Genomic DNA, 20,471 nt, shown 5'->3' with positions numbered 1-20,471 from the left:
CCCCGGTGGACTCGGCAGAGTGGCGCTCGCCGCTCCGGCGCCCCACCTGGGCCCGGGCCGGCACCTCGTCTGTTCGAGCGGAAGGATGCACACAATGCGGAACACCGCGCGCTGGGCAGCGGCCCTCGGCCTCACGGCCGCCGCCGTCTGCGGACCCCTGACCGGGGCCGCCGTCGCGGCGCCGGGCGTCGCCCCGTCGTCGCTCTACGCCCCCTCGGCGCTGGTCCTCACCGTGGGCCACGGCAACGACGCGGCCACGGCCACCCCCGAGCGCGCCGTCACCCTCGCCTGCGCCCCCACGCCCTCCGGCACTCACCCCGACGCGGCCCGAGCCTGCGCCGAACTGCGCGGCACCGGCGGGGACTTCAACGCGCTGCGGCCCGCCGAGGGCGTGTGGTGCACCAATCTGTACGACCCGGTCGTCGTCACCGTCCAGGGCGTCTGGCAGGGCCAACGCGTCTCCTACGACCGGACCTTCGGCAACGCCTGCATGAAGGACTCCGTGGGCGACGGCGTCTTCTCCTTCTAGGAGTTCGCCGTCCAGGACCGGGATCGCCCGGCCCCGTACGCGCCGGAACAGGTCCGTGACTGGGGAGTGCGGCCACTGCGGCGGGGGACGAGCGATCTCGCACCGGGACCGACGGGCGGAGTGGGGCCGCCCGCCGGCTTCCGGGCACACAGCCGCTCCCCGGGGAAGGCCCGTGGGGGGCCCGACCCGGGGAGCGGCGAAAAAACACCGGTTTCAACCGGTGCCGTCCGCCCTGTGCCGATGACTCGTGTCGTATGCCGGGACGCGGCGGGCACACAGAGCGACACGGCGCAGCCGTCCCGCCGGGGACCGCCGCCGTGACGGGCCGAGGGGCCGCCGTCTCCCTGCTGACGGCGGCCCCTCGGGCTCATGGTTCCGGCGGTCACATGTGGACGACCGGAGCGGCTCCCGCGTCCTGGCGCGGCACCCCGCGCCGGTAGAGCAGGAAGGCGATCAGCGCGCCCGCCGCGAAGAGGCCCGCGGACCACCAGAAGGCGGTCGTGTAGCTCTCGATGGTCGCCTGCGCCTGCACCAGCTTGCTGGTGGCGTCCTTGCCGGACAGGTAGTTCGCGGCGGCCGTCGAGGCGAGAGTGTTCAGCAGCGCCGTACCGATCGAACCGCCCACCTGCTGCATGGCGTTGACGGTGGCGGAGGCCACGCCCGCGTCCTCCGCCGCGACCCCGCCGGTGGCCAGCTGCATGGCCGTCGGCATGACCAGGCCGAGGCCGACGCCGATCACGATCAGCTGGGGCAGCACCGCGCTCGCGTAGTGCGCGCCGAGGCCGATGCCGGTCAGCCAGGCCATGCCGGCCGCGGCGATCGCGAAGCCCAGCGGGATGACCGCCTTCGGGCCGATCCGGGGCAGCAGCATGGTGCTGCCGGCCTGCGCGGTCACCATCAGCGCGCCGACCATCGGCAGGAACGCCACGCCCGTCTTCGTGGGGCTGAAGCCGAGGTTGAGCTGGAGGTAGTAGGTCAGGAAGAGGAACACGCCGAACATGCCCGCGCCGCTGATCAGCACCGCGAGGTAGGAGGCGGCGCGGTTGCGGTCCAGCAGGATGCGCAGCGGCAGCAGCGGGTGCGCGGTCCGGGTCTGCCACCAGGCGAAGGCGGCGAGCAGCAGACCGCCGGCGATCAGGAAGCCCCAGGTGAGCGGCGAACCCCAGTCGTGCGTCTCGGCGTTGGAGAAGCCGTAGACCAGGGCGAACAGTCCGGCGGCGACCAGGACCGTGCCCGGCACGTCGAGCTTGGCGCCGGCGGCGTCACGGTGGTTGCTCAGCAGGAGCCAGCCGCCCGCGAAGGCGACGACGGCGATGGCCACGTTCACGTACAGGGTCCAGCGCCAGTCGAACGCGTCGGTCAGCACACCGCCGAGCAGCAGGCCCACCGCGCCGCCGGCGCCGGCGATCGCGCCGTACACGCTGAAGGCGCGGGCCCGCTCCCGGGCGTCCGTGAAGGTGGTGTTGAGCAGCGACAGCGCGGCGGGCGCGAGCAGGGCGCCGAAGGCTCCCTGGAGGGCGCGGGCGATCACCAGCATGGTGAAGCCGTTCGCGGCGCCGCCGAGCGCGGAGGCTCCGGCGAAGCCGACGACGCCGACGAGGAAGGCGGGCTTGCGGCCGAAGAGGTCGGCGATGCGTCCACCGAGCAGCAGCAAGGAGGCGAAGGCCAGCGCGTACGCCGTCACGATCCACTGCCGGCTGCCGTCGGAGAAGCCGAGGTCGGTCTGGGCGGACGGCAGGGCGATGTTCACGATCGTGGCGTCGAGGACGACCATCAGCTGCGCGACGGCGACGACCGCGAGGATCCACCAGCGCTTCGCCGGGGCCGCGCTCACTTCGGGCTTGTCGATCGCCTCGGCTCCGGCGCGGGAGCCCTCGGCCAGGGTCTTCTGGGACATGAACCACTCCAGGGAAGTCGTCCGGGGTGCGGAAGTGAACGGCACGTAAACGAAACTGTTTCGTACACATCGAGCGTAGAACACTTTCAGCGAAACGGCAACGTTTCGCTGGATTCCTTGGAGTGCCCCGGCCGGGTGTGCCACGGCGGCGGCGAGTTGCCCGGAGCGCGCCAGGATGGATGAATCGCCTCAGGAGAGCGTGGCGGCGGCGAGCCCGGGAGGAGCCGTGAAGCGGTGGCGGCGCGGCCTGCACCGCGCCTGGGAGTGGCTCAGGGTGCGGGCCCTGATCGAGCACGGCCGGGAGCTGGAACTGATGCACCGGGCCATGGGGTTCGCCACGCTCGCCCTGGTGACGCTGGCACCGCTGCTGATCGTGGTCGCCGCCGCCGACCCCCTGGCGCGGGGCGGTTTCGCCTCCTGGCTCACCGACGGCATGGGCCTGTCCGGGACGTCCGCCCACGCGCTCACCGACGTCATCAGCCCGCCGCGCAACGTCGTCGGCACGACCAGCGTCTTCGGCCTCGTCCTGCTCGGCGTGTTCGGCGTGACCTTCGGCGGCAGTGTGCAGAACGCCTACGAGCGGATCTGGGGCGTGGCCGCAGGCCCCTGGCACCGGGTGTGGCGGCAGGCGACCTGGCTGCTGGTGCTCACCGCCTACCTCTACCAGGAGGCCGCCACGAAGGCCGCCGTGCCCGGCAGCCAGCGGGTCGTGCTGTCCGCCGTGACGGGCGTGGTCTTCTTCTGGTGGGGGCAGCGCTTCCTGCTGGGCGGCCAGGTCCACTGGCGTTCCCTGCTGCCGGGCGCCGTCGCCACTGTCCTCGGCCTGGTCGGCCTGCGCGCGTTCTCCTACCTCGTCTTCACCCCGCTGATCGTCACCAACGCGCTCAGCTACGGCGCCGTCGGCACCGTCCTCGTGGTCGAGTCCTGGCTGATCGGCGTCGGGTTCGTCATCTACGGCGGTGCCCTGTTCGGCCGCTGGTTCGTCGAGCACCACTGGCTTCCGTCCCACCACCAGCGGCCCGAGGACGAGTGCGAGGAGCCCTAGGCCAGCTGCCTGCGCACCAGCTCGTGCAGCCGGCCGCCGGTGTCGGCGAGCAGCTCGGCCGGGCTGCCCTGCTGGACGACCTTGCCGTCCTCCATCACGATCACCCGGTCGGCGTCCAGGACGGTCGAGAGCCGGTGCGCGATGACGACGCGGGTGGCGTTCAGCTTGCGCGTGCTGTCGATGACGATGCGCTGGGTGTCGTTGTCCAGGGCGCTGGTGGCCTCGTCGAAGAAGAGGATGCGCGGGCGCCGGATCAGGGCCTGGGCGATCATCAGGCGCTGGCGCTGGCCGCCGGAGATCGCGCCGCCCGCCGCCACGATCGTGTGCAGGCCCATCGGCATCCGCTTGATGTCCTCCGCGAGCCCCGCCATCTCGGCCGCCGCCATCGCCTCCTCCGGCGTGTACGGCTCGGTGCCGCAGATCACGTCCAGGATGGAGCCGGTGAAGGGCTGGGCGTGCTGGAGGACCACTCCGCACTGCCGGCGCACCGCCGACTGGTCGAGCGCCGCCAGGTCCTGGCCGTCGTACAGGACGCTGCCGGAGACCGGCTTGTCGAAGCCGATCAGCAGCCGCAGCAGGGTGGACTTGCCGCAGCCGCTCGGACCGACGACCGCGACGAACTCGCCCGGCCGGACGGCGAAGGACACGTCGTCGAGAACGAGGGGGCCGTCGTCGGCGTACCGGAAGGAGAGGCGCCGGGCCTCCAGCGCACCCGACAGCGGGCCCGGCCGGGTGCTCGACGTGCGCACCTCGGGCATCGCCTCGAAGACCGGCTTGATCTCCTCGAACAGCGGCAGCGCGGCCACCGCCGAGACGAAGGAGCCGGTCAGCTGGGTGACCGAGGTCAGCACCATCGTCACCGAGGTGTTGAAGGTGAGGAAGTCCGCCGCCGACATCGCGCCCCTCGCCGGGCCCGCCAGCAGCATGAACATCAGCAGCGTGACGATCGGCAGATAGACCGCGCCCAGCACCGTCGTGAGGTTCTTGATCCGGCCGACCTTCTGCTGCAGCTCCCGGCTGCGCGCGAACTCCCGCGCCCAGGCGGCGTACGCGTAGTTCTCGGCCGCCGCCACCCGCAGCTTGGGCAGGCCGCGCAGGGTCTGGAAGGCCTGGTTGTTCAGCTTGTTGCCGAGTGTCACCAGCCGCCGCTGCCAGCGCACCTGCCACAGCCCAAGGCCCAGGAACACGGCCGCGATGACGACGAGCATGCCGAGCGCCGCCATCGCCAGCGCCGGGCTGTACCAGAACAGCATGCCGAGGTTCATCGCACCGACCGTCACCGACTGCGCGACCACCGGGCCGACCCCCGCCAGCAGCCGGCGGATCGCGCTGATGCCCATGGCGGCGCTGGCCAGCTCACCGGTGGAGCGCTGGGTGAAGAACCGGGTGGGCAGCCGGAGCAGCCTGTCCCACACGGCGGGCTGGAGCGCGGCCTCGATCCGGCCCTCCAGCCGCAGGATGGACAGGTTCTCCAGCAGCGTGAACGCCGCCGCGACCACCCCGCTCACCATCACGGCCAGGCACACCTGGGCGATCAGGCCTTCCTGTGCCTTCGGCACGTACTCGCCGAGCACCTTGCCGGTCGCGACCGGCACCAGCGCGCCGATCGCCACCGTCACCAGCCCGGCCAGCAGCAGGTTGAGCAGATCGCCGCGCGTGCCCTGGAGGCTGAACCGCAGCAGACCGAGCGGCGTGAGCGCCTTGTCGGGCAGCGGCCGGTAGAACATCACCCCGCGCGGCTCGAACTCCTCCGCGTTCGCCTTCTCGACCGGCGTCTCGCGCCCGGTGCCCGGATGGACGGCCACATAGCCGCCGCGCCGCCACAGCAGCGCGACCGGCGCCCCGGACAGTGCCCGGTGCCCGACCAGCGGGCCCACGTTCTCCCGCCACCAGCGCCCCTGGAGCCGTACGGTCCGGGTGCGTACCCGGGAGGCGAGGGCGACCCGCTCCACCGGGTCGAGGCGTTCGCTCTCGGTGCCGCTCTGCGCGGACTCGGCGAGCTTGATCCCGGCCGCCTCGGCGACCAGCTTGCAGGCCGCGTACCCGGCATCCGCGTCGGCGGCCGTGGTCCGGCGGGCCGAGCGCTTGCCGATGGAGGCGAGCAGCGTCCGGTCGGCCTGGGCGCGGACCTCCTCACCGGCCTTGATACCGGCGGCCGCGCGGGTCTCGTGGGTGCGCTCCAGCTGCTCGATCCACCGGTCCAGCGCGGTCAGCAGCCGGTACTGCTGGTCCACCATCGACTGCCACAGCGCCGGGTCCATCAGCAGATCGGCGGCGGCCTCCGCGCCGTAGAGCGAGCCGTACTGCACGCTGCCCGGCGGGACCTGCATCCAGAACACGTCGTCGTCGGTGGGCGCCTGGGAGCGGTCCTCGGCCATCGGGGCCTGGAACAGGACGGACAGGCCGCGGCCGACGCCGAGCGCGACCGCGTACTCCAGCGGGCTGGTGGCGGGCGGGACGTACTGCGGGTTGCCGTACTCGTCGTACGACCAGGTCTGGGTGTTGGCGGGCTGGTACAGCTCGCGCAGGCTGATCCGGTGCAGCGCGCAGTCGCGCACCGGGCGGGCCACCAGGGTGTGCTGGGGCCCCGCGACCGGGCCGAGCAGCAGCGTGCCCGCCTCCAGCCGGCCGAGGTGGTGCCAGTGGCCCTGCTGGGCGGCGTCCACCGCGAACAGGTCCAGGGCGCCCGCCGCGACCAGCCACAGCACCTGCGGGCCTTCCAGGTCGACGCGGTTGAAGCCGGCACAGTCGATGCGGGTGCCCATGGACCCCAGCGCGCCGAGCACGAGGTCGCCGTTGTATCCCTCCTGGACCGTCGTCATCTCACCGCTCCCTGACCAGTGCCGCGTACGTGCCGCCGTGCGCCACCAGTTCCTCGTGCCTGCCGCGTTCGACGACCGTGCCGTGCTGGAGCACCACGATCTCGTCGCTGTCGCGGACCGTGCTCAGCCGGTGGGCGATCACCACACAGGCGCAGCCGCGCCGGCGCAGGTTGTCCATCACGATCAGCTCGGTCTCCGCGTCCAGCGCGCTCGTCACCTCGTCCAGCACGAGGATGCTCGGCCGGCGCACCAGCGCCCGCGCGATCTCCAGGCGCTGGCGCTGGCCGCCGGAGAAGTTGTGGCCGTCCTGCTCGACCGTGCTGTGGATGCCGCCGGGCCGGCGCATGACGACGTCGTACAGGGCCGCGTCCTTCAGCGCCTCCACCACGGCCTCGTCCGGGATCGACGGATCCCACAGGGCCACGTTGTCGCGGACCGTGCCCTCGAAGAGGAACACGTCCTGGTCGACGAAGGAGACGGAGGAGGCCAGCGCCCCGCGCGGGATGTCCTCCAGCCGGCGGCCGTCGATCCGGATCACGCCGTCCCACGGGGCGTACAGGCCCGAGATCAGCCGGGACACCGTCGACTTGCCGCTGCCCGAGCCGCCGACCAGCGCGACCTGCTGCCCCGGACCCACGGTCAGGTCGAAGCCGCTGAGCAGCGGTTTGTCCAGGGGGCTGTAGCCGAAGGTGACGTTCTCCAGCTCGACGTGCCCCTGGAGCCGGCGTGTGGAGTCGGCGCCGCCGGGGCGGGCGTAGAGCGGGTCGGCCTGGAAGTTCTCCACGTCCTTCAGCCGGGCCACGTCGGCGGCGAAGTCCTGGATGCGGCCCGCCACGCCGTTGAGCCGGGTGAGCGGGGCGGTGAAGCGGGCCACCAGCGCCTGGAACGCGACCAGCAGACCGACCGAGATGTGCCCCTCGACCGCCCTGAGCCCGCCGATCCACAGGATCAGCGCGCTGTTGAACGTGGCCAGCGTCGGCGCGACCACCCCGAGCCACGCGCTCGGCACCCCGAGCCGCTGCTCCTCCTCCAGGGTGGTGGCGTGCTGCCCGGCCCACTTGCGGAAGTAGCCGTCCTCGCCGCCGGTGGCCTTCATCGTCTCGATCAGCTGAAGGCCGGTGTACGAGGTGTTGGTGAGCCGTGCCGTGTCCGCGCGCAGCTTCGCCGTACGCGTCGCGCGCAGCCGTACGACCAGCCGCATGGCGACCACGTTGAGCAGGGCCACGCCGATGCCGACGAACGTCAGCTGCGGGTCGTAGCTGTAGAGGAGCACGGCGTACAGGACGACGACGATCGCGTCCACGCCGGCCGCCGCGAGGTCGCGGGCCAGGGTCTCGGCGACCTGGTCGTTGGACTGAAGGCGCTGCACCAGGTCGGCGGGGGAGCGCTGGGCGAAGAACGTGACCGGCAGCCGCAGCAGATGGCGCAGGAAACGGGCGCTGGACAGGGTCGAGGAGATGATCCGGCCGTGCAGCAGATTGGCCTGCTGGAGCCAGGTCAGCACCAGGGTGAGCAGCACACAGGTGCCCATCGACGCGAACAGCGTGCCGAGCAGCGAGGTCCGGCCGCCGATGAGGAACATGTCGATGTAGGTGCGGCTGAGCGCGGGCACGGCGGCGCCGACCGCGACCAGCAGCAGGCTGGCCAGGACGGCGGCGGGCAGGGTGCCCGCGGTCCCGCGCAGCCGGGCCGGCATCGCGCCGAGCACGCCCGGTTTGCGTCCGCCCTTGCTGAAGCCGTCGCCGGGCTCCAGCACCAGCACCACACCGGTGAAGCTGCCGTCGAACTCCTCCATGGGCACGAACCGGCGGCCCTTGGCGGGGTCGTTGATGTACACCCCGCGCCGGCCGAAGCGGCGGCCCATGCCGTCGAAGACGACGTAGTGGTTGAACTCCCAGAAGAGGATGGCCGGTGCCGCGACCTCCGCGAGGGCCGCCAGGTCCATCTGCATGCCCTTGGCCGTCAGACCGTAACTGCGGGCGGCCTTCAGGAGGTTGGAGGCGCGCGAGCCGTCGCGGGAGACACCGCAGGCGATGCGCAGCTCCTCCAGCGGGACGTGCCGGCCGTAGTGGCCGAGGACCATCGCGAGGGAGGCGGCTCCGCACTCGACGGCCTCCATCTGGAGCACGGTGGGGGTACGGACCGTGCCGCCGCGGGGCTTGGGGACCGGCCGCTTGGCCGGGGCGGCCCGTCTGCGGCCGCGGGTTTCCTGAGTCGTGCTCACGGCAGCAGCCAATCGATCGGACGCTGGTCGGCCAGCTTGACCGAGGCGGAGGCGAGGGTCATCGAGTCGAGCCCGAACGGCGGCCCGTCGGAGGTGGACCAGCGGTAGCCGCTCTTCGTCGCCGACGTGTCCAGCGCGACGGTGACGGCCACCGGGCGGCCGCCCCGGGTGAACTGCTGGCCGAGCTGGCTGTCGCCGAGGAACGCGGCGATCGACTGGGCCGACTGTGCCTCGCGGTCCACCGCCTTCACCTCGCCGCGCAGGACGCCGTACGTCTGCGTCGGCACGGAGGACACGGTGAGGTCGACGGAGGCGTGCGCGGGGATGGCTGCGGCGTTCTCGGCGGGGACGTACACGGTCGCGTACAGCGGGTCGGAGGCGTGGGCGACCTTCTCGACGGCGGCGACGTTCGTGCCGGTCTGGATGATCTGCCCGATGGTGGCGGCGAGCGCGGTGACGCGGCCCGCGGCGACCGTGCGGACGACCGAATCGCCCTGCGTGGTACGGACCTTGAGGACCGGGGCGTTCGCCGGCAGCTGTTCGCCCTGCTGCGCGAGGACGGCCGTGACCTGGCCGGACACCGGGCTCTGCAGGAGGTAACTGCCCTGCCCGTGCGTGAGGATGGCGGGCGCGCTCACCGTGGAGGCGACCGAACCGGTCACGGCCCAGACGGAGGCCGCCGCCATGACGACGACGGTGACCCCCAGCGCGAGCCAGCCCTGGGGACGGGCCAGGCGCACCGGAAGGTCCAGCTCTTCCGGCGACTGGAGCTTGGCGAGGGCCTGTTGGCGGAATTGCACGGGACTTCCCTCACCCGAGGACAGACAGCGTGACGACTACAGACGCGGGCACCCGAGAGTCCCGGAGCGGGGAAACAGCTCCGGGACTTCGGTGACACCTGGGTGCGATCAGAGACCGGCGACCAGGTTGGTGACCGGCGCGACGTTCAGGCCGGTGACACCCTCGGCGGTGCCGACGACGGTGTTGACCAGGCCGGAAACCGGGGCGATGCCGTTGACGGCGCCGGTCACGGTGTTGAGGGTGTTCACGGAAAGACCGCCGGAGACGTTGTCCAGCTCGGCGTCCGAGATCTCGACGGTCTCAACCTGGGGGGTGGAGTTCATGATGGAACTTCCCTTCCTGATGGATATTTCACAAGGGGGGAGCGGCCCCCTCTGGGGACAGACGGACGGCCGCGACCGCGGCCGGCCGGCTCCCATGGCCCGAGAGCCCGCAGCGACCCTGCGGTGCGATGGATCAAAGCACGCACGCGGGGCGCGCTTCCAATCAACCAACGCGCTCACCTGGGCACTTGGCTGCGGAACGGGCTCATCCGTGCAGGCGTGCGCACGGCTTGTCGGCGACTCCTTCACAAGCCGCGCGGCATCGCCGCGTCCCGCCCCTTGTGCCGCGAGCGGCGAATCCGGCACTCCGCGCCAAACGTGTTGCCGGGGGCGCGCGGTTGTGCAGATCCGCTGTCGGCGGTGACCCGTCTGGGTATTCGATGTGGAGATTCCCTGAAGCCGGGATTCCGCTCAGCGTCGGGAACGGACCGTTACTGATCAGTAGCGGACCGTGTCAGCCCAGAATCGCATACACCGTGCTCGCCCGGGCGGCCGGCAGGCCCGAGCCGGCGTCGCTCAGCGTGATGTCCGCGAACGCCGTCCGGCGGCCCAGCTTCGTCAGGACCGCTTCGATCAGGACATCCGCACCGGTCACCGGCCTCAGGAACGACGTCGACTGCTGCACCGTCGTCATCGGCACGAAGGCACCCCGCGCAGCCGACACCGCGAGCACCGTCGCCGTGTCGGCGGCCGCCATCAGCGCCTGTCCCGACAGCCCGCCGCCCTCCCGGGCCAGCCGCTCGGACCAGGGCAGACGCAGTACGGCCCGGTCCTCGCCGACGTCCTCGACCAGCAACCCGAGATCCAGCACCCAGGGTGCGAAGTTGGCGGAGAGGATCTTGTCGGCTTCGGCGGTGGTCATCGTCATATGGGGGATTGTTCCCGGCCGCCCGCCCAGGCACGCGTCGCGTGGCCGATTCGCCCGCCCCGCGCGGAAGTTGCGCCACCGCTTTGAACACGGCGCGCGCCCGGTGCGTACGTACGGCCATCCAGGCGCCCCGATCCCGAACTGCCGATGAGCGGCAGACCCCCGTCCCCAGGAGGTCGAGAAGTTGAGTCACAAGCGAATGCCCAAGCGCAAGGCCGCGATAGCGGTGGGCGGTGTCGCGGCGCTCGGAGCGGCGGCTCTCCTGCTGCCCAACGCCAACGCCTCTCAGGACAAGAACGACGCCAACGCGGCGGGCACCCTCGGCACCGCCCGGACCCTGAAGGCCTCGCAGGCCTCGGGTCTTTCCGCCCAGCTGCAGAAGATCCTCGGCCAGGCCTTCGCCGGAGCGTACTTCGACAGCGGCAAGCAGCAGCTGGTCGTGAACGTGGTCAACGGCGACAACAACGTGATCGCCCAGGTCAAGAACGCGGGCGCCGTCGTCCGTCAGGTGCAGAACAGCACCAGCGCGCTCAAGGCCGCCGCCGGGACGCTGAAGACCAAGGCGACGATCCCCGGCACCTCCTGGGCCGTCGACCCGCGCACCAACAAGGTCCTCGTCACCGCCGATTCCACCGTCACCGGCGCCAAGTGGGACAGACTGCAGTCGACCGTGCAGAGCCTCGGCTCCGGGATGGCGACGCTGAAGAGGTCCGCCGGCACCTTCAAGACCTTCGTCGCGGGCGGCGACGCCATCTTCGCCCAGACCCAGCAGGGCGGCGTGCGCTGCTCCCTCGGCTTCAACGTCACCGCCGCCGACGGCAGCCCCGCCTTCCTGACGGCCGGTCACTGCGGAGTCGCCGCCAAGGACTGGTCCGACTCCCAGAACGGCCAGCCCATCGCCACCGTCGACCAGGCCAAGTTCCCCGGCAACGACTTCTCGCTCGTCAAGTACAACGACAAGACCACACAGACGTCCAGCACGGTCAATGCCGGCAACGGCCAGACCGTGCAGATCACCCAGGCCGCCGACGCCACCGTCGGCGAGACCGTCTTCCGCATGGGCTCCACCACCGGACTGCACAACGGCCAGGTCACCGGCCTGGACGCCACCGTGAACTTCGCGAGCGAGACCGTCCCGGGCGGCACCGACACCGTCAACGGCCTCATCCAGACCAATGTGTGCGCGGAGGCCGGTGACAGCGGCGGCTCCCTGTTCACCCAGGACGGCGGCGCGGTCGGCCTCACCTCCGGCGGCAGCGGCGACTGCACCAGCGGCGGCGAGACCTTCTTCCAGCCGGTCACCGCCGCCCTCCAGGCCACCGGCGCGACGCTCGGCAACGGCAACGCGGGCAACGCCGGTAACGCGGGCAACGGCGCGGGCGACCAGTCCGGCTCCGCCGCGCCGTCGGCCTCGGCGAGCGACCCGGCCGGCGCCGGCGGCGACCAGATCGGCGGCAGCGCCGACCCGTCCGCCTCGGCCACGGACCCCTCCGGCAACGGCGCCGGTGACCAGTCGGGCACGGGCAGCGGCAGCGCCCCGTCCGGTGCCGGCACCGCTGACCAGTCCGGCAACGGCAGCGCTCAGTCCGGCAACGGTTCCGCGCAGGACGGGTCGTCGTCCCTGACCGGCACACGCTGAGCCGAGCGACTCACCCCGCGCTCCCCGACCGGCCTCACCCGCGGTTCCCGGCCGGCGGGGACACGGTCCGGCCCTCCGGCGGGAGGGCCGGACCCGCTGCCCGCCTCACGGCCCGGTACAGGCCCGCAGCAGCAGCACCGCCACATCGTCCACCCGCCCCCGCGCGGCGGCGTTGTGCCGTACGACCTCGTCCGCGAGCCGCTCCAGCGGCTGGTCGCCGGCCTCCGACAGCAGCCCGCCGAGGTCGACCAGCGCGTCCTCGATGTCGATGCCGGGGGACTCCACCAGGCCGTCGGTGTACAGGACCAGCACCGAGCCGGGCGCGAGGGACACCTCGGTCGTCGGATACACGGCCGCCGCGTCGATCCCGAGCAGCGGGCCGCCGGCCAGGTCCAGCACCCGCACCCGCCCGTCCGGCCGTCTCAGCAGCGGCGGCGGATGCCCCGCCCGCGCCATCACGGCCCGCCCGCGCGCCGGATCCAGCCGCAGGTACAGACAGCTGGCGAACAGTTCGGCACCGAGGTCGATCAGCAGCCGGTTGGTGCTGCTCATCACCTCGTGCGGCGCCTGCCCGACCGTGGTGTACGCCCGCACCCCGGTACGGATCTGCCCCATCAGGCCCGCCGCCGTCACGTTGTGCCCCTGGACGTCCCCGATCACGGCCGCCGTCAGCGGCAGCGTCGGCACCAGGTCGTAGAAGTCGCCGCCGATGTCCATGCCGTGCATGGCCGGCAGATAGCGGGCGGCGGCCTCGATGCCGGGCGGCGGCGCCAGCGAACTGGGCAGCAGCGCCTGCTGGAGGCCGTGCGCGAGGCGGTGCTTGGCGTCGTAGAGCTGGGCCCGCTCCAGCGCCTGCGCGATCAGCCCGCCGAGGGAGGTCAGCACGGCCCGTTCGTCGGCGGGGAAGGCGTGCGGCTCGGCGTACGCCAGCACACACGTGCCCACCGGCCGCCCGGACGCGATCAGCGGCAGATACGCCCAGGCCGCGAAGCCGTCCGGGGTCTCGTGCCGGCCCGGATACAGCCGCTCCAACTGCTCCTGCGAGTCGAAGAACGCGGGGACCCCACTGGTCAGGGCGTGGGTGCCCGGGGTGCGCTCGGTCAGCGGCAGCCCGTCGAACCGCTCCACGACATGCGGGTCGTCGTACCCCCGGTGCCCCAGCACATGCAGCCGACCGCCCTGCGAGCCGAGGATCACCATCGCCTTGCCGCCGACGGCCGGGGTCACCTCGTCCCACACCAGCTGCACCACGTCCTGCACGCCCACCGCCTCGGTCAGCGCGCCCGCGAGGCTCAGCACCTGCGAGATCGTCACGAGCCGGGCCGGCGCCGGACCGCTCTGCACGGCCCCGGGCGTCATGTCCGCCATCGCCCGGGCCCGGGTGACGCGCACACTCAGCCCGTTCGTGCTCGGGTACATCCGGAACGACAGCCACTCGCCCGGCGGGCGCATCGCCACGAACGACGTCACCTGCTGACTGAGCAGCGCCGCCCGGTAACGGTCCTCGTACGTCGGGTCGTTGAGCCAGGGCACCGACACCCACGGCAGCGTGCCGAGCAGTTCCCCGGCCGGTCTGCCGAGCAGCTCGACGGCGGCCGCGTTGACGAACACGATCCGGCCGTGCAGATCCAGCGACATCAGCCCGTACGGCAGCCGGGCCACCATCCGCGTCGCCTCGACGGAGCCCAGCGTGTCCGCCACCCCCGACGCCGGCACCGGCAGCACATCGGCCTCGGGGCCGATCGGCCGGTTCTCCGCGGCGGCCCGTTCCAGCCGCAGCGCGAGCCGGTCGCAGGCCGCCGTCAGATGCGCGCGCTCCCTGTCCGACAGCTCCGGCGGATGCGCGCCCGGCCAGGTCACGAACACCGCGCCGTACACCCGGCTCTCGGTCGCCACGGGCACCGCGGCCAGCGCGAACGGGTACGGCAGCACCACCGCGATCCGCGGATAGCGGCCAGCCATCGCCTCCTCGCCGCCCACCCACACCAGCCGCCGCTCGCGCGCCGCGTCGGCGACCGGGATCGGCGCGCTCAGCCCGACCCGCTCCCAGGGCGCCGCGAACGCCCGGGGCATGCCCGCGTGCACCGCCATCTCCAGGACCGGCTCGTCGGTGCGCAGCAGATACACCGCCCCGGAGTGCGCCTGCACCTCCTCGATCATCGAGGTCAGTTCGAGCGACAGCACCGGCCTGCCGGCCGCTGCCCCGTCGGCCGGCGGCGCCTGTCCAGACCCTGGCCCTGGCCCGTCGGACACGCCACCACCTCCTCGCCCGGCCGTCCGTCGCACCCCGGGGACCAGACTCCCTCGCGGGAGCCCGCCGCGCACGGCGAGCGCCCGCGCCGTACGAGACCTGGGGCCGGAGGTGTCGGAAGCGCGGGCGGCGTACGAGTGCTCCGCGTGCGCCCCCGCGCACCCTGATGACCGATTCTCCGCGCCCGCGAACGAAGGACGCGCCCAAGAATGGGCAGGCGCTTTCCGCGCCGTGGACCACCACGTGGACGGCGCACGGGACGAGGGGGACGAGGGCGGCCGAGGGCGGCCGAGGGCGGACGAGGGGGAGGGCCGCGACGGTGACCACCGGGCCGGCCGCACCGGGCACGACGGCACGGGCGGCGGGAAGGCACGGGAACGAGCTGCGAAGAGCGGCGCGGATTGAGGCAGGACGAGCTTGCGAGGGGGCGGACAGTGATCCGGTTACTCCTGGTGCACGACGCGTGTCTGGTGCGAGCGGTCCTGGCGGAGTGGCTGGGCCGGGAACCCGGGCTGGACGTGGACGACACGCCGTGGCGGGGCGCGGCGGCGCGGATACGGTCGGTCTCGCCGGACGTGTGCGCGGCGGACCTGGGCTGTGCCGACGGCCACGGCATACCGTTCCTAGAGACTGAGCATGAGTTGCACAGGCTCAGCCGCGTGTCCCGAACGGTGTTGGGCACACTGGTCCCCCGAGTTCGCTCCGCGTCCGGGCGGTACGGATCGTGTCCGTGGTCCGGGAAGGCGGGGGCGGGTTCCCTCACGCCCTCGGACACCAGGTCCGGCCTGGGCGGTCCGATGCCCCGCAGCATCGCTCTGGTGCTGCGGGGGCGGTGCCGTCCGTCGCCGGATACGGTGCCCGAGGGCGCGTCGTGCGATGGTCACCGCCGCGGCGTCGTGCCGCGTGGTGGCCCGCTTGGTGCTGGTGCGGGGCTTCTGCCAGTGCTGCGCGCCCCACTTGAAGGTGTAGGCCGGGTCGACCGCGACGAGGGTGATCCCCAGCTCAGCGGCCATGCTGACCAGCCGCGCCCGTAGTCCGGCCACGGGCATGCCGCTGATGAGCTTGCGGAACCGCTTGCGTCTGCCGTGTTTCTCGCGGGTCTTCTCCGCGGTGAAGACGAGGTCTTCGACGGCGATGGCGAGGCCGTGGCGTTCGGCGACGTGCAGGAGGCGGATGAGGGCGTGGCGGACCTGGGCGTCGCGGTGGGCGGCGGTGCCGGACGGGTCGTAGCCGAACCGGGGTGGCGCGCCCACCGGATTGCCGTACACCGGATTGCCGTACAGGTCAAGGCGCCAGGCGGCGGTGGGGGAGGTCGGCGTTGGTGTCGACACCGATCATCCCGTTCGCACGGGCCGCCGAAAGGGGCACGATCGTGGCCGGAGGGATGGTCCAGGAGACGGCGAGGTACCAGCGGCCGCGCAGGATGTCTTCGTGGAGGCGATAGGCCACGGCCCGGTTCGCGGTGATGCGGTCGCCCCACTGCTCGCCTCGGTGCGCGAACGCCACCCGGGCGGTGAGCACGTACCGACCGTGCGGGGCGTTCGCCAGATACGCCAGCAGGGCAGGGAGCTTGATGCTCACCTCACCGTCGGGGGTGACACGGACGGTCTCGTTGCCGAACCGCTTCCCCGACTCCCCGTCGGCCTGGAGGAACCGGCGTCCGGCCTCCCACCGGGCCCGCCATTCGGCCTCGGTGAGCTGGGCCGCCTGAAGGTGATGGCGGGTGGTCAGCAGCTGCTTGCCGCCGCACCACGTGCACGATGCCGGCCTGCCAGTCGGCCCGCTCCGCTTCGAGCCGGCCCTGAAGGACGCGTAGGCGGCGGGACCTGGCATGCCACTCGCGCCGAGAGCGGTAACCGCCCGGCACGTGCCTGCTGCTGCCTTTCTCTCCCACGGGCAGGGAGAGTCGGTGTGCGATCGTGCGCACCCCCGCCTGGAGGTTCTGCATGTGCGCGAGCTGGGCGCGCCGGGCCAGTCTCCACTGGTCGTGGGTGGCCTTCGTGACCGACCCCGCCCACCGTGAGGACGACTGCCCGGTCAGTACCCGCTTCCGCTGCGCCCACGCATCGCTGTCATGATCCAGCCCGGCCGTGCAGCGTGCCTTCAGGTCGCGGGAGGCGAGCGAGCCGAGGTGATCGCCGACCATGCGGAGCACTCGTTCGTCCTCGGCGGTCAGCTGCTTGAGCCGGTCACGGACCGCGACTCCGGACGGCCCGGGCACCACGAACGGTGCCGCCATCTCCCGCAGTCCGCCCGCCACGCTCACCCTCCCCTCCCGACCCGCAGAACCCCGACACCCCACTCGACGACCACCACCCGCCAAGGTCACCCATTCGACGACGGAACTCTCGTTCCCTGCACGCCCACCACGGCACAGACCCACTCATGCGCACCGGAACACATTCATGTCCTCTTTCCCGGCAGTAGTTCACAACCCCGCCGGCAGTGCGCCCAGCTCGCGCAGTGTCCGGTGCAGTTGCTCCTCGTCCGCCGGGTACAGCGTGACGAACTTCCCGCTCGTGTCGCGGCCCGCGTACTTGGCGTTGCGCAGGTGCAGCAGATACGGGCCGGGCACGAACTTGAACGGGATGCGGCGCGGTACGCAGGAGTCCCAGACGACGGCGGCGATCCGGTCGGCGTTCGCCGCGGTCGCCGAGGAGTGGATCTTCCAGCCCTGGGCCGGCGACGGCAGTGGCGCGCCGTCCGCGCCGAGCGGGGTCAGTGTCAGCCGGTCGCCGGAGCGTGCCGCGTGCCAGCCGGCCGGGACGGTGCGGCGCGCCGTGGCGAACAGCGGCGCGGGCTCCCGCCCGTCCGCCGAGAGCCGGTCGGGGGTGTCGTAGAAATGCCGGTCGGCCAGCGCGTACACCTCGTACCGCTTGTCCATGCCCCTCCCGCTCTCGTCCTCGGCGACCGGAATCCCGGTGACCGGAACAGACACGCGCAGGCGTCACACGGCTGCGGACAGTCACGTCTGTCACGAGGTCGGCGTGCGGAACTCATGGGTCAAGATGTGTTCGGCGGCTTTCGAGCGGACGGGCGCGCGGTACACCCGGAGCGGTCACCGAGGCGTCCGGAGCGTTCACAGGGGCTGCGCAGGAGGCTCACACGCGCTGTAATGGCGAAGTGGTGAGGGACGGCGCTGCGGTCGGCGGAACGAGGACGGGGCCGGAGCGTGCCGAGGCCGCCCTCGACGCCCTCGGCGTGTCCGAGGGCCTCCCGGACCGGCTCCACCGGGTCCTCGAACAGGCGCTGGTGTTCTCCGGCGCGGCCTTCGCCGGGGTGTACACGCCCGGCGACGACCCCGATCAGCTGTGCCTCGCCGAGTCGGCGGGCCTGCCGCGCACCCTGTACGGGCTCCGGGACGCCTATCCGGCGGCCGGCGGCTCCCCGGTCGCCGAGGCACACCGCACCGGCCGCCCGCAGTGGCTGGGTCCGGAACAGCTGGCCGGCTTCTCCGAGGCGCGGCGCACCCCGTCCCAGGACTTCTCCGTGGCCGCCCTGCCGCTCGGCCCGGCGGGCGCGGGCGCCCTGCTGGCCGTCAGCGAGCATCCCGGCGGCTTCGGCGGCGACGAACGGGCCTGCCTGGAGCTGATCGCCCGCGCGGTCGCCGTACCCGTCCCGGCCGCCGAGGGGGAGACCGGCGAGCTGCCCGCGGACGTCTTCAGCCTGGCCATGGACACCGGCCGGGTCGAGGTCGGCGACGCCATCCTGCGGCTGTTCGGGCTCGCCCGGGACAGCTTCGACGGCCGGGTGGAGACCCTCCTCGCCCGGACCGTGCCCGAGGACGTGCCCGCGCTGATGTCCGTGGTCGAAGCCGACCACATGACCATCGGCGAACGCGAACTGGAGTTCCGCATCCTCCAGCCCTCCGGCGAGCCCCTGTGGCTGCGGCTGCGCGGCCGGCTGCTGCCCGGCGGGGAGGGCCGTCCGGCCCGGCTGGTCGGCACCGTGGCCGACGTTTCCACGCTGCGCTCCGACGTCACCGACGTCGCCCGGGTGCAGCGCCTGGCCGCCGCCCTCGCCACCGCCGGCACGGTCAAGGACGTCGGCCGGGCCGTCGTCGCCGCCCTGCGGGCACCGCTGCAGGCCGACCGGATCGCCCTCGCCGAACTGGAGAACGACCGCCTCGTCGTCACCGTCCTCGATCCGCCCGAACCCGAGGCCTGGCCCGAGCTGTGGCGCACCGAATGGCGCACCGAGTGGCCCGACGCGCCGGTGCGCTCCATGCCCACCCTGGCCGCGGCGCTGCGCGAGGGCCGCGCCCGGATCTGGCCCGCCGGCAGTCGGCTGGAGCCCGCCCTCGCCGGCGTCGGCCCCGGCGGCCTCGCGGTGCTGCCGCTGCCCGCAGGCGGCCGGGTGGCCGGCGCCTGCCTGATCGGCTGGGACCGGCCGCACGACTTCGGCCCCGACGAACGCGCCCTGCTCACCGCCTGCGCCGGTCTGACCGGCCAGGCCCTGCTGCGCGCCCACGCCTTCGACGCCGAGCACGAACTCGTCGGCATGCTCCAGCGCACCCTGCTGCCGCGCCGGCTGCCCCGGCTGCCCGGCGCGGTCGCCGTCGCCCGCTATCTGCCCACTGTCGCCGGGCTGGAGGTCGGCGGCGACTGGTACGACGTGATCCCGCTCGCCGACCACCACGTGGCCTTCGTCATCGGCGACGTCCAGGGCCACAACGCGGGCGCCGCCACCCTGATGGGCCAGATGCGTACCGCCCTGCGTGCCTACGCCGCCGAGGGCCACACCCCGGACGTGGTCGTCGCGCACGCCAACCGGCTGCTGCTGGACATGGAGACCGACCTCTTCGCCACCTGCGCCTACGTCGACGTCGACATGGAGGAGGGCACCGCCTGGTGCGTACGCGCCGGCCATCTGGAGCCGGTGCTGCGCCACCCGGACGGCAGCACCGAGATCGTGGACGCCGAGGGCGGCCCGCCGCTCGGTGTGCTCGGGCAGGCGGACTTCCCGATGACCCCGCTCAGGCTCCAGCCCGGCACGGTGCTCGCGCTGACCACCGACGGCCTGGTGGAGTCGGTGGACTGCGACCTCGACGAGGGCATGGAGCGGCTCGTGCGCGAGCTGTCCGCCGCCGACCCCGAGCACCTCGGCCAGGTCGCCGACGCCCTGCTCGCCGGCGCCCACCGCACCGACGACGTCGCCCTGCTGCTGATGCGCTACGACGGGATGGCCGTACGCCCGCTGCGGGAGAGCTGGACGGTGTGGCGGGTCCCGCAGGCGGTCGGGCACGCCCGCCGCTTCACCCGGCGCACTCTGCGCACCTGGGGCGTCTCGCAGGACACCCTGGACACGGCCCTGCTGGTGGTCTCCGAGCTCGTCACCAACGCCCTCGTGCACACCGACGGTCAGGTCCGCCTCGACCTCAGCCTGGTCAACCACCGGCTGCGCCTGTCGGTCACCGACGCCTCGCCGCGCAGCCCCGTCAAGCCCACCAGCATCGGCTGGGAGGCCACCGGCGGGCGCGGCATCCTGCTGGTGGAGGCGGTGTCGGCGGCCTGGGGGACGGTCCCGGTCAGCGGCGGCAAACAGGTGTGGGCGGACATCGTCCCCGAGGGCTGACCCGCCACTCGGGTACGGGTGCGGCCGGACACGGCAGGTCGGAGGGGTTCGCTCGCCGGGCGTGCCTAGGGTCGGTCGGCGTGGCACACACCTTCGCAGAACTGGTGGAGAAGCAGCGCGCCGCCGACGCGGCGCAGCGCACGGTCGACGAACTGCGGGAGGCCTACGGCCCGCCGGCCGAGCGGGGGATGACGGGCGCTCAGTCGGAGACCTACGAGACCGCCCTGCGCGCCTCCCGGGACCTGGCCCGCGAGGTGCAGACCGCGCTCAGCGAGTTCGCCAGGGAGAGCGGCCGGCCCCGCGGGGACATCGAGGCCGAGGTGACCCGGGCGGCGGCGGAACCGCAGGACACATGAGCGGACCGGCAGGGCACGGGAGCCAGACGGCAGGGCACGGGAGCGGCGCCGCAGGGCAGGGGAACCGGAGCGCAGGACAGGGGAGCGGGCCCGCGGGACATGGGGCTCGGAGCGCGGGACAGGGGAGCGGTGGCGGCGGCCA

General features: G+C 72.9%; 12 protein-coding genes and 2 pseudogenes. 5 read left to right on the top strand and 9 right to left on the bottom strand.

What is annotated here, in order from left to right; all coding sequences use genetic code 11:
• Positions 1-94 precede the first annotated feature (94 nt).
• Positions 95-529 (top strand): subtilase-type protease inhibitor, encoded by a 435-nt coding sequence (locus O1G22_RS05390; RefSeq protein ID WP_270080232.1) that lies wholly within the window; start codon positions 95-97, stop codon positions 527-529.
• A 382-nt stretch (positions 530-911) separates the two neighbouring features.
• Here O1G22_RS05390 and O1G22_RS05385 read toward each other — a convergent pair whose 3' ends face one another.
• Positions 912-2,426 carry an MFS transporter gene (locus O1G22_RS05385; RefSeq protein ID WP_270080231.1) on the bottom strand — a complete coding sequence of 505 codons (1,515 nt, stop codon included), beginning with the start codon at positions 2,424-2,426 and terminating at the stop codon, positions 912-914.
• Between the two features lie 226 nt (positions 2,427-2,652).
• On the opposite strand from O1G22_RS05385, the gene O1G22_RS05380 reads away from it, so the two are divergent.
• A complete protein-coding gene (locus tag O1G22_RS05380; RefSeq protein WP_428986478.1) occupies positions 2,653-3,471 on the top strand; it encodes a ribonuclease BN in 819 nt (272 codons plus the stop codon).
• Here O1G22_RS05380 and O1G22_RS05375 read toward each other — a convergent pair.
• The 5 genes from O1G22_RS05375 to O1G22_RS05355 all read right to left on the bottom strand — a co-directional run bounded on the left by O1G22_RS05375 (position 3,468) and on the right by O1G22_RS05355 (position 10,509).
• Positions 3,468-6,293 (bottom strand): NHLP bacteriocin export ABC transporter permease/ATPase subunit, encoded by a 2,826-nt coding sequence (locus O1G22_RS05375; RefSeq protein WP_270080229.1) that lies wholly within the window; start codon positions 6,291-6,293, stop codon positions 3,468-3,470. The two genes, O1G22_RS05380 and O1G22_RS05375, sit on opposite strands and share 4 nt — an antisense overlap.
• A 1-nt stretch (position 6,294) precedes the next feature.
• Entirely contained in the window at positions 6,295-8,517 is a 2,223-nt protein-coding gene (locus tag O1G22_RS05370; RefSeq protein ID WP_270080228.1) for an NHLP family bacteriocin export ABC transporter peptidase/permease/ATPase subunit, read from the bottom strand.
• Positions 8,514-9,317 carry an HlyD family efflux transporter periplasmic adaptor subunit gene (locus tag O1G22_RS05365; RefSeq protein ID WP_270080227.1) on the bottom strand — a complete coding sequence of 268 codons (804 nt, stop codon included), beginning with the start codon at positions 9,315-9,317 and terminating at the stop codon, positions 8,514-8,516. The genes O1G22_RS05370 and O1G22_RS05365 overlap by 4 nt, the downstream gene beginning before the upstream one ends.
• A gap of 108 nt (positions 9,318-9,425) precedes the next feature.
• Positions 9,426-9,641: a type A2 lantipeptide gene (locus O1G22_RS05360; protein ID WP_270080226.1), complete on the bottom strand. Its 216-nt coding sequence runs from the start codon at positions 9,639-9,641 to the stop codon at positions 9,426-9,428.
• Between the two features lie 454 nt (positions 9,642-10,095).
• Positions 10,096-10,509: a PaaI family thioesterase gene (locus O1G22_RS05355; protein ID WP_270080225.1), complete on the bottom strand. Its 414-nt coding sequence runs from the start codon at positions 10,507-10,509 to the stop codon at positions 10,096-10,098.
• A 184-nt stretch (positions 10,510-10,693) separates the two neighbouring features.
• Between O1G22_RS05355 and O1G22_RS05350 the strand changes: the two genes are divergently transcribed.
• On the top strand, positions 10,694-12,148 hold the full coding sequence (locus O1G22_RS05350) for a S1 family peptidase (RefSeq protein WP_270080224.1): 1,455 nt from the start codon (positions 10,694-10,696) through the stop codon (positions 12,146-12,148).
• 105 nt (positions 12,149-12,253) lie between these two features.
• On the opposite strand, the gene O1G22_RS05345 is transcribed toward O1G22_RS05350, so the two are convergent.
• The 3 genes and pseudogenes from O1G22_RS05345 to O1G22_RS05330 form a co-directional block, all read right to left on the bottom strand.
• Complete coding sequence (locus O1G22_RS05345; RefSeq protein ID WP_270080223.1) at positions 12,254-14,401, bottom strand: SpoIIE family protein phosphatase; 2,148 nt, start codon at positions 14,399-14,401, stop codon at positions 12,254-12,256.
• Positions 14,402-15,022: 621 nt separating this feature from the next.
• Positions 15,023-16,638, bottom strand: a pseudogene (locus O1G22_RS05335) (IS200/IS605 family accessory protein TnpB-related protein).
• A 195-nt stretch (positions 16,639-16,833) separates the two neighbouring features.
• Positions 16,834-17,283: pseudogene (locus O1G22_RS05330) on the bottom strand (class III lanthionine synthetase LanKC N-terminal domain-containing protein); the annotation flags it as partial.
• Positions 17,284-17,525: 242 nt separating this feature from the next.
• Here O1G22_RS05330 and O1G22_RS05325 point away from each other — a divergent pair.
• Complete coding sequence (locus O1G22_RS05325) at positions 17,526-19,973, top strand: SpoIIE family protein phosphatase (protein ID WP_270086337.1); 2,448 nt, start codon at positions 17,526-17,528, stop codon at positions 19,971-19,973.
• 80 nt (positions 19,974-20,053) lie between these two features.
• Complete coding sequence (locus O1G22_RS05320; RefSeq protein ID WP_270080222.1) at positions 20,054-20,329, top strand: hypothetical protein; 276 nt, start codon at positions 20,054-20,056, stop codon at positions 20,327-20,329.
• The last annotated feature ends 142 nt before the right edge of the window (positions 20,330-20,471 follow it).

The organism is Streptomyces camelliae, assembly GCF_027625935.1.
Lineage (GTDB): Bacteria > Actinomycetota > Actinomycetes > Streptomycetales > Streptomycetaceae > Streptomyces > Streptomyces camelliae.
The sequence above is the reverse complement of the archived record's forward strand: the minus strand, read 5'-3'. Positions and strand labels throughout refer to the sequence as shown.